The organism is Bradyrhizobium sp. (assembly GCF_049581145.1).
Lineage (GTDB): Bacteria > Pseudomonadota > Alphaproteobacteria > Rhizobiales > Xanthobacteraceae > Bradyrhizobium.
This window is the reverse complement of the sequence record NZ_JBAURI010000635.1, coordinates 1-10,030: the sequence shown is the minus strand read 5'-3', so window position 1 is coordinate 10,030 and position 10,030 is coordinate 1. Positions and strand designations below refer to the sequence as shown.

Genomic DNA, 10,030 nt, shown 5'->3' with positions numbered 1-10,030 from the left:
GCGCAACCCTGCACTACGGCCGCCGCGGGCATATTCCAGTCGAGAAAACATCCGCCATGAGGCCAGATTGAGTGCTCCTGAAGTAGGCGCGGCGTCAGATTGAAAGCGACGATCCCCTCGGTGCTCGACGACACCTCGATCTGCTCGATGCCCTTCTTGAGGTGATCGAGCATGTTCTGCGTGTGCGGCGACCGGACGGTCTTCAGCGCGTAGCCATGCTTGGATCGCCTCAGTTCGGCGCTGGTGATGATGTCCGGGTTTTTCCCGTCGGATTTGATCGGATGATCGAGCTCGATGGTCAAGCCGGCGCCGAGGCAGAGACCGGCCCAGTAGAGTTCGATCAGCTTGTTGTACCCGTCCGGATAGGCCGGCGGCATTTCGGTCAGATGGATCGCCCCCTTGGTCAGCAGATCGAGATGAGGCACCAGATCCGCGAATTGCGGGAGTTGGCACACGTCGAGCATCTTCGCCGCCAAGTCGTGGGCGGCCAGACCGGTCGTGTATTCGTGTCTGAGCTCATCCGGACTTCCATTGAAGCCGGCCCGAACACGCTGCAACACTTTCCACATCGAGAGCATGTCCGCGCCGGTCTGCGCGTGCTTCGGAACGCTGATGCCGCATGACGACAATAGTTGTTCGAAGCGGTCAATCAGTTCGGACGCGGATTCGACGGTTGCGTCCACGTCCGTCCTCCTAACCGGCCAAGGCGCGCGGGGCGCGCATGTCTTCAAGAATTCGACCGGGCATCTGCACGTTGCCGACCGAGGCGACCATGACGGGCAAAAGGTCGACCAAGTCCGGCAAGCCGACGATGCCGTAGGAAGCCAAGCGGTCTACTTCTTCGCGCAGCCTCCCGACATCGTCCCAAGGCGCAGATCCATCGCCCCAGAACCAGGTCTGCCCGACGTGCTTAATCCATTCGGTTGCTGACACCTGGACCGGAGGTTGGCCCTCCCGAAGGCGCCATAACGGGGCATAGTCGCGGGAGAACAGCACGGTGCTTCCATCCGGCTCGACCCATGCGCCGTAGGCGAGGCGTAGGCGATGGGGAACGAACAGGGGCAGCGGGTCACGCGGGACGGCGATCTCGCTTCGGCCGCAAACCCCGCAGCGATTGTCGCTGATGATCTGGACCAGGTCGCTTCTTCCGGCATCGAAATTAGCGGTCAACAGGGCGACGCGCCGCGAAACCCCGAACGGGACACGAAGTCGGACGACCGTGCCGGCCATACCGGTCGAAGGCCAGCGACCGGACGCCTTCCAACATAGCGAGCGGATCACGAGATGGTCCTCGGATGTCGCGCCGTCGCCCGTCAATCGGGAGGCAAGCAGGGCCTGCTGCGCCAAGCCGTCGCCGATCCCAAGCGAGGCCGCGAGCCTGAGCGCCAAGCCGGCGGCCCGATCGTGGAACACGTCCGGAGGCAGTTGCTGATCCAAAGGCGTCGCCGCGCCCTCCGCGTGCGAATTTTCGAGTTCATGCCAATCGCGGTAGCCGACCGCTACCGCGAGACCGTTCTGCACCTTCGACAGCGGAATTGCACCATCGAGAAGGCGAACGAGCTTTTTGGCGGCCTTCTTTGGCCGGTCGAGATTCTGAAAATGGAAACGCATGACGTCCTCATCGCGGGCGCGCGACTTAGAGAGGCTGGTTCACTCGGCCCCAAGGCGCCCTATGAAAAGGGTGTCCATGAGGGATGAAGACGCGAAGATCGGGATCCTGCCCGAAAGGCTTCGCCAGCGTGAACGGCGTGGCCGGATCGGCCACCCGTCAAGATGTGGGCGATCCCCCATGATGTCAACCCGACGGACGTTGAAGGTCCTAAATCGGTCCTTCCGCTTGCGAACCTCGATGCGACGGTGCGCCGATCATTGGAGCACCGGGCCGGCGATGGCGGTGGTCTTGCGGATCCGGAAGGTGGTCTCGACCTGCTTGCCGGGCCAGTCCGGATGGGCAGCCTTCACGGTAAGGAGCTCAGACACCTTCATCGGTTTACCCCGCATGTTCGTTTCGAAGAAACGCTCGCCTTCGTCTTCGCAGGCGGCGCCCCAATCTCCGCGGCCGTCCTTGTTGATGAAAAACGGCCACCGTTCGGAACTCTTCATCTCGCCGCCGACGCCGGTGATCATGATACCGGGGGCCGGCATGCACGACGGCTCGCACAAGACGTACAGGATCGCTTCTTGGATTCCGGGGTCGTTCGCGGTGGGCAGACTTTCGATTTCGACGACGAGCATGGTCCTTGACGGCATCGCATTCATTCGAACCTCCTTCGCTTCGTTGGCTGAGGCAAAGTCCGACCGTTCGCGCCAACGGTAAGAAGGCGTGCCCGGCGGTTTCGCTTCGGTTTCTTCAGTCCTTGGGCAGAGAACGGATGTAGAGTGCCAATCGATCTGCTTCCCGTTGAGTGAGATCGCGTGGCAGTTTAAAGAGAACTTGTTCCTCATCCTCCCGAAGGGGGTACGAGTATTCCCTGAGATGGTCGCTTGCGAACGGCGTGTCGCTTCCGGTCTCGACCAAGATCTCTGTCTCGCCCCGCGCGACCTTTTCGATGCTACGCAAAGTGAAGAGCCAGCGGAGTCGCGTCTTGCTGCCGTGCCGGCCGATGATGCGGGTGCCGATCTTCACCTCGATGATCCCGCTGACTAGGTCCGCCATCTCGCGGCGGCTCGCTCCAATGGCTTCCTGGATCTCCTCGACCGTGGTCTCACGCGGCGTCGTCTCCTGCTCGCCGCACCATTTCAGAAAATCCAGAGTGGTCTTCCACGCCTCTTGATAGGCGGCGCGCAGTTGCTTGACCTCGTATTGATGCTTTACGGCCATCGACGTTCAGAGACCATCGGCTTGCCGCGTCAATGCACGGCCTCAACTTTCTCCATTATGGTAGCCAAATAAAAGGAGACCGTCAACAATCCTTTTTGAAATCGTTGCTATTTAGAGAAGACGCGGGTTTTCTTTAGTCGGCCGGAGCCGGACGAAAGCGCCGTCGCGGTTTAAGCGCGCTAGATGCGGGCGGAGAATCGCGTGAACGCCGTCAACGTCTGCCCGAGAGACTTGGAACCTGGGCTCCAATTTTTTTACCGGACGTTCCGATCGGAGGTCAGCTGCTGTCTATTGGCGCGAAACGCACGCCGGATGCCGGAACGATACGTACCGCTGAGTCACTAGTACAGTAGTATCCCGCTAGAATTCGAGCGAACCGGAGCTTGAAGGCGGCGCCCCCTGAGCACGATCAATGGCTCGCGGAATGGGCTGCTGGAAGTCCACATCGACCAAATCGTCGGGAACGACGCGCAAAATGGGTGTCTTTTGGAGACCCGAACCCCACATCTGCGCAGGCGTGCAATCCAAAGCGGGATCAAGCTGCTGGTGATAGATGTCGACGATCCATTTCGTGACGATCCAACTGGCCTCTCCGAGCGATAGCGCTCTAAGGCTTTTGCCGCCGGGACGTTCGAGAGAATTGAACCAGCTTTCGATCTGGCCCGTAAGCCACGGCTTTCTCTGCGGCTTGAAGTGAAGGCTGAACTGCAACACTTCACTCGCTCCGCGAAGCTTTTCCGAGTGGGAGCCTCGCCCAGCATCTGTGGTGACGGCGGCTGGTACGCCGTGGCATTCCCAAGAATTGGTCATGCCGCCGAGGCGGGCCAGCATCTTATCCTTTCGCTTGATGCCCATACGCACGGCGTCGAAGATGGCGTCCCCTGAAGGCGGGGTAGTGCACAGCGAAAATCCGACGATGCAGCGCGAATAGCGGTCCACAAGAAACGTGAGCCACGGACGGGCAATCCGGATAGTGTCGCCGTCGACTGTTTCGAAGTCGAGAAGCAAGTGATGGCAATCCCAGTGGCCGTTGAGCATGCGTCGCTCCCTGCGAGGTCTCGAACGCCAAGAATCCAGATCGACCGTATCAAACCGTTAACTCGAGCCGTCGGGCCTAACCGCCACCGCTTTATCGATAACAAAGAGTTTTCCGGGCAAGCGAAGATCAGGGTCTCGTTCGGCAAGATCGCCAACCGACCGCAAGAGACAGCGGACAGTTCGACCGCCACGATCTCTCGACCCGCGTTGGTAGTTTGACGCAAACACTCGATCGACGGTCACCAGATGTCCTTGGGCGAGACCGAAATGGCCTTCTTGCGATCCAAGTCGTCCACGAAGTCCGCCCACGCCATCTTGCCGACCCGCACCGAGCAATAGGCACCCGCCATCGCCGCGAAGGCCTTCAACACAGTCAGCAGGTCGTCGATGAATCCCGTCAACAATGCCGGCACGGACGTTCCGTATGCGAGGTAAATAGCGTCGCGGTAATTTGCCTTTCCACGATATCGAGATGCCTGGTGGAGGAACGCGATGCCCCGCTTATCATAGGCTGCATCACGCAACTCGCGCGCGGCCTTCGTCCTGAAGTCCGAAACCTGTAACACCTTGAACGTAGAATTCTCCCGTACTCTCTCCTCGACGTTCCATCGCTCCCAACCCGCCGTTCCGGAAAGATATTCAGCGCAGCAACCCCAAGCTTCCTGTGCGGTCGACGGAGCGTTGACCAAGGAATGACGACCCCGCGCCCTCATTGGAGCAAGCTCGGCATCAGCCGTGGCGGGAAGGATGCTAGAGAGGAAGTCGGCAAACGGATGCATCGCCAGATTTCGAGCGGGGAAGCGCTCCTGCCACTTTCGCGCGGTCTCGCTGTGGTTATCCTGAAACGAACCGTCCATCGCCGCCGTCATCGCCGAGGCGGCACTGTAGACGCCGTAGTACCAGGCGACGATCGCAGTTCTGGCCACGTCGGCTTTGTTCGGGGCTGTCGCCAGAACCTGCAGAGCTCCGATCTGATTCAGGACGAACAAAAGCTGTTCGCAGACGGTATTGAACTCGCGTTCGGGCAGTCCACGCGCCTGCACCTTGGCGTAGAAGGTCCTCGCCGCGGAGTAATCGATCCTCTGATCGACGGTGAGGATCGCCAATGCACGCATCCAGTTGATCGTCGACGGCAGCGCGAAGCGCGCGTCTGGAACGCCGCGCGGCTCTTCCGTTAGCGTGCCATGGGCCTGCATGCGCGAATAGAGTGATGGCGTCTTCGGAGCGGAGGCCATGATGCATTCTCAGATATAGAACTTGAAGGGCAGCGGCGCGTGCGGCGTGATCGGACCCGCCGTGAGGATTTCGCCAACCAGATCGGCGAAGCGCAAGGTGACCGGCAGGCCATCGCAAACTCGGCGCCGTTGAAATTAAGCTTCGTCAGCGACATCACATCCCGCATCACCTGCTCGATATCTGCGTCACCGCGTCTGATCTCGACGGTGAGCGGATTCGGCACTTCGCGGCCCGGGTACGTCCGAAGTCGCGGGATGTATCCGCGCGTCCAGAGGTAACCCGACGTTTCGGACGTCACGACGGCCGTGCCGCGTAGCACGGCGTTGGCGCCGTATCGGAAAACTTTGACGTCCGCGTTGTCGCGGATCTGGATGCCGACCAGATTGGTCGACTGCGGAACCGCGCTGGCGAATCCCGCCCATTCCTTGGATTCGAAGTTTGTCTTGCCGTGGATGAACAATTCCTTCGGCGCCTCGCCGTGATTGTCCTTGTACGCGCGGACGATCATCTCCATCAGCTTGGCTGCCTGATCCTGATCGAGATGGAAGGCGTCATTCGTCTCGGAGTACCAGGGGCCTACGGCCCCCCTAAAGACAAGACCATCGCCGGATCCGAGGAACATCTGCGCGCCGCAGCAGGCGTTATCACGCCCGCTCGGCCGATCGATCCGCTTGAACACCAACCCCACGTAGCAAACGCCGTCGCGCAGATCAGCGAGGCGCCACGGGCGTCCGCCGATTTTGTAGAAGCTGGTGGTCGAGAGATTCCAGGCGATGGTCGCCGGATCCTGCATCTGCGCCTTGGCCTTCTCGGTCGGCGGATCGAGCGTGACTTCCTTGACGACTTGGATAACCTGGCCGGTGTCCATGACCCGCGCCTTGAGCTGGTTGTGGAAGTTCAGTTCGTATTCGTAGACGGCCGCCGCCTCCCTCTCCTCCTGAAACATCGAACCTTCCGTCAGGATCGCGCGTGCCGCCTTCATCCCGAGCTTGCGGGTACCCGGCGTACGCAGCTTGACGGGCACCGTCGATTTGGGCCGGCCGTACTTGTAGACGTCGTCGGGCACCACCGCGAACCACAACTGCGGGCGCGCCTCCTCCTCGCGGAGATACTTCCTTAGTGCCTCTTCATACAACGCGACCGCGGAATAGATCGCCTGGTGCCGGTCTGCACCAAGAATCCGCTTACTGAGTTCGACGGCGTCGATCGTACATGTCGCGAACGGCTTGCTCGGCCAGGCGGCGCCATAGACCGCCTCGAAACCGGGCCAAACGAAGGTATTGGCGTCGTTGCGCTTGCGGTTCGGCGCAGGCGGCGGCACGTCGATGAATTTCTCGATCGAAGCGATCCACTTCGAATACTTTTCGAGACCGACCGGCGTCGCGATCACTCCTACGTCCATGCGGGCCGGGTTCTGTCCGGACGCGACAGGGCCGAACAGGAAGAGCCCATCCTTCGGATGCTCCGCATTTTGGATCGTCGATCTGCCTAGCGCCGTCAGAGATCCGTTCGAAGATCGTCTGCCCGTTCAGCGTCGAAATCGATTTAATTGCGAGCGCCCAGCGTCGTTCATTTTCGTGCGCATCAGTAAGCGTGAACATCACGTCCGGGTTGTCGCCCTTCGAATTCTCTGGATGATCGAGTTCCACCTTCGTTCCGAGATGAGCGGCCAGGCAGCCTAAGTAGAGCTCGGCTATTTTGCGGGCCGTATCATCGTCATACTCGCTGAGCGCATTCTGTCCCAGCGAAGCCACTCTGACTTTGATTTTCTCGATCAATTTTAGATGGGGCAGAAATTGCTGCCTGAATTCCGGCAACGGCTCCACGGTCAAAACTTTGGCGGCCAGGTCGTAGATTCCGGCGGCACTCCTAAGGACATTTTCTTCGTTCGCGCCTTGCGCCAAGGCTGGGTTCTTACAGATTTCCAAAAGTTCAGTGAGCGAGAGAAGCTCATGTTCGATGGCCGATCTAAGCGGAGGCTCGATCTTCTCTCTGCGCAAAAGCTCGAGAAATCGATCACCGACATTATTAGCGTGTGCAAACGGAACAAGCATGGATTAGCCTCCGGATCGGGCGTCAATGAGAACAAGCGCCTTGCCATCAAGCCAAGCGGCAGGGTGGTGTGGCTTCTGCGGTTCTTTCCGTGAACAGATTGACGCGAGGGTGCCGAAACGTCGCACAGGAACGACCTGCGCTACAATCCTGCAACGAGCCGCGAAACGAGCGGCCGAAAAACTGGTGGCGATCATCGCGAAGATCGATAGCACATCCATCAAGAAGGTGGCGAAATGGCGAAAGTGAAACGGCGGCCCGCATCCCTACCGAGCCGCAATCACAGACTTTGGCTGCTCAAATATGAGGTCGAGGATGAGCGCTTTCGGCAAATACTCGGTGATTTCTCAAGTCTTATTCGTCGCTCGGAACGGGCGTGCGAAAAGGCTGCGAAGTAGCGCAATTCAGACTACGCGGACGCCGTGGCGGATACAGAGGCTGACTACATCGAGGAACTCGTCGGTGCGTCTTTCTTGATCCTGCAGGCGAAAATCCGGAGGGTTGCCGAGGCATCGGAACGCTTGGTGGCCTTTATGAGCGAACAATACGCCATGGAGATTAAAGGCCTCGACCGGCAGAGCGTCTTCAAATTGGGCGGAATCTATCGAAAGACCGGACACAGCCGAATCGCCCTCATCTGGGCCGTCGCCAATTATTATAAACATCGAGACGAATGGGAGGCCGAGGTCTGGCAAGTCCCGCCGACGCAAGGCCGCGATCCGCATCGCCAGTCGCGCGGCACCCGCGAGACTGTGGAAAAGCTGGGCGTTACGCAGTTCTCGACTGGCAACATGCGGAAAGCGTATGAATTTTTTAGGATCAAGCCTTACTCCAAGTGCGAGAAGCTCGCCGAGAAAGTGCAGGACTGGTCAGAGAAAATCTACCGAAGGGCGGTCAGGGAATGTCATCGCGCTTAGCAGGGCCGCCGGTCCGCATTCAGCCGTGAGCCGACGTGAACAGGATCCTGACGACAGAAATTTGGCACGAAGCCAAGAAGCTCGCCCACACAGCCAGCGGCCGCAAACTCGCCATCGCCTACGTCACGGCCGACCACATCGGCCTGCGTTCGGGAGACCTGCTCGTCGCCGACGCCTCCCCGCGAGCGATCAGGTCCGGACAGACCGACGCGAAGCTGCTCGCGAAACTGCACAAGGCCGGCGTCATCATCCACAGCCGCGAAGGCCTGCACTCCAAAGTTATGCTGATCGGGAAATACGTCGTCGTGGGATCGGCGAACATGTCCGGTTCGGGGCTCACCGATGCGGCCGTGCTGTCGGACGAGCCGACGATCAGGTCCGGAGTAGCCTCGTTCATCGCCCAACTCTGCACGAAGAAGAGCCGCTTGGATCGAGATGACATCGCTGCGCTCTGCAAGATCGAGGTCGTCCGGACCGGATGGCCGAAAGGGAAGCCGAAGAAGCCGATCCGGATACGCCGGCTTGGCAACGCCACATGGATCGTCGGCGTCTATAGTCTAAAGCGCGCCCCCACCGAGGATGAACAGAAGCGCATCGATCGGGCCACTTCGGACATCAACGAAAAGCTGGGTGCGGAGGCCGAAGAATACGATTGGATCCGCTGGGGCAAGAAAGGTAAGTTCGCCAAGGAGTGCCGCGTCGGCGATACCTTGATCCAAGTCTTCAATCCGAAGAACGGCAAAGGCCGTGCGATCACCCGCCGGCGCGCGGTGCTGCTCAAACGAACCGAACCGAACTGGATCAGGATATATATCAGCGATGAAACCCGCGACTCGCGCGAAGTTGGCTGGCAGCGGTTTCAGAGGATACTTCGCGCGGCTGGCTATCCTCGTAAGGTTCAATCGGGCAGCGTGCAGCGATTGGAGACCGAGATGGCTCGCACGATCGACCGCAGATGGACGCGGGTGAAGTAAGAGGTATCGATCGCCCTCGGAATGCGCTCTCTCTCGGTCGGCGCACTTTCGCGCTTTCTTAGCTCGGAGGCCGCCTCGATTTGCGACGCTGCCGGCCAGATGTGTAGCTTTCTGGCGCGCGCCGCTGCGCCCGTGACGAACGCCTTCGATCGGCTTCCTGCTACTTCCGCCGACGGTAGGACACGTCGGAGGCGACATTCATGCGCCGGATGCGATCCTGATTGGGGCCAACATCGGCTTGCGGTGCCTTGCCAAATTTCATGCTCGGTGGCAGCAATCGACCCTGATCAGACGGCTTTCGCACGTTTTGCAAGTTCGCGGCGCTCCAGGCGCCTTGCGCGCTTCTGGGCGTCGAGCCGTCTCAATTGCCGTTTCGACGCCGTCGGCTTGCTGTCGCTGCGGTGAGAGTCGTCCGGCGCAGCTTTTCGCCTATGGCCACGGGTCGCGCCGGCGAGCAACTTGGCGCCGCCGCGGGCCAAACTCCGCACGGTGCTGTCCGAATAGGCGATAAGGTCGGCGATCTGCTTCGAGGAGAGCCTCCGCTGGCCCTCGGCGAACTCCACCGCTTTCGCAGCGGTCCTCAGGAGCGCCCGCTGCTCGCGCGACAACGCAAGCCCTGCGCCGATCGCTACCAAGGCGTCGGCGTCGAGCTGCCTAAAGGCATGGATGCCGAATATCAGCCTCGTCGCGAGAGCCATCGCGCCGTGGGTCCGGTCGAGCTCCCGTAGCGCCGCGTCGAGATCGGCGGCAGTTTGATTGTCTATGGCCACCTGCTCCGGGCTGGGAGTCTGCTCGTCTTTAGGCGTTGGGCCGCCTTCCTCGTCGAGGCTTTGATGCCGCGACTTCCAGATCTTCCGGATCACGTTCGTGATCTCGCCGTAGCTATCCTTCCGGAAGGGTTTGCCGCAGTAGCGCAGGAACCAGTATTTGAAGGGCTCCGCGTGATGCCGCCAGTCGCCCGAACGCTCTTCGCCCGCGCGACGATACTGATC

At 60.2% G+C, this 10,030-nt stretch carries 10 protein-coding genes; 2 read left to right on the top strand and 8 right to left on the bottom strand.

Going from position 1 to position 10,030, the window contains the following annotated elements:
- The 7 genes from WCB02_RS21020 to WCB02_RS20990 all read right to left on the bottom strand — a co-directional run.
- Window positions 1-683: hypothetical protein (locus WCB02_RS21020; protein WP_423961053.1), on the bottom strand; the 683-nt coding region annotated here is incomplete at its 3' end.
- A 10-nt stretch (window positions 684-693) separates the two neighbouring features.
- Window positions 694-1,611, bottom strand: a complete 918-nt coding sequence (locus WCB02_RS21015) for a hypothetical protein (protein ID WP_423961051.1) — start codon at window positions 1,609-1,611, stop codon at window positions 694-696.
- A 255-nt stretch (window positions 1,612-1,866) separates the two neighbouring features.
- Window positions 1,867-2,259 (bottom strand): hypothetical protein, encoded by a 393-nt coding sequence (locus WCB02_RS21010; protein WP_423961050.1) that lies wholly within the window; start codon window positions 2,257-2,259, stop codon window positions 1,867-1,869.
- A gap of 91 nt (window positions 2,260-2,350) precedes the next feature.
- The gene (locus WCB02_RS21005) at window positions 2,351-2,821 is read right to left on the bottom strand and encodes a hypothetical protein (RefSeq protein WP_423961048.1); all 471 of its coding nucleotides are present in this window, start codon (window positions 2,819-2,821) and stop codon (window positions 2,351-2,353) included.
- Between the two features lie 360 nt (window positions 2,822-3,181).
- Window positions 3,182-3,859 carry a hypothetical protein gene (locus tag WCB02_RS21000; protein ID WP_423961046.1) on the bottom strand — a complete coding sequence of 226 codons (678 nt, stop codon included), beginning with the start codon at window positions 3,857-3,859 and terminating at the stop codon, window positions 3,182-3,184.
- Window positions 3,860-4,098: 239 nt separating this feature from the next.
- Entirely contained in the window at window positions 4,099-5,094 is a 996-nt protein-coding gene (locus WCB02_RS20995) for a hypothetical protein (protein WP_423961045.1), read from the bottom strand.
- Window positions 5,034-6,485, bottom strand: coding sequence for a hypothetical protein (locus tag WCB02_RS20990; protein WP_423961044.1), 1,452 nt, complete (start codon window positions 6,483-6,485; stop codon window positions 5,034-5,036). The genes WCB02_RS20995 and WCB02_RS20990 overlap by 61 nt, the downstream gene beginning before the upstream one ends.
- 1,084 nt (window positions 6,486-7,569) lie before the next feature.
- Between WCB02_RS20990 and WCB02_RS20985 the strand changes: the two genes are divergently transcribed.
- Both WCB02_RS20985 and WCB02_RS20980 read left to right on the top strand, forming a co-directional pair.
- Entirely contained in the window at window positions 7,570-8,064 is a 495-nt protein-coding gene (locus tag WCB02_RS20985; RefSeq protein ID WP_423961042.1) for a hypothetical protein, read from the top strand.
- A gap of 35 nt (window positions 8,065-8,099) precedes the next feature.
- Window positions 8,100-9,038: a hypothetical protein gene (locus WCB02_RS20980; RefSeq protein WP_423961041.1), complete on the top strand. Its 939-nt coding sequence runs from the start codon at window positions 8,100-8,102 to the stop codon at window positions 9,036-9,038.
- Window positions 9,039-9,325: 287 nt separating this feature from the next.
- On the opposite strand, the gene WCB02_RS20975 is transcribed toward WCB02_RS20980, so the two are convergent.
- A partial coding sequence (locus WCB02_RS20975) for a hypothetical protein (protein ID WP_423961039.1) occupies window positions 9,326-10,030 on the bottom strand: 705 nt, incomplete at its 5' end.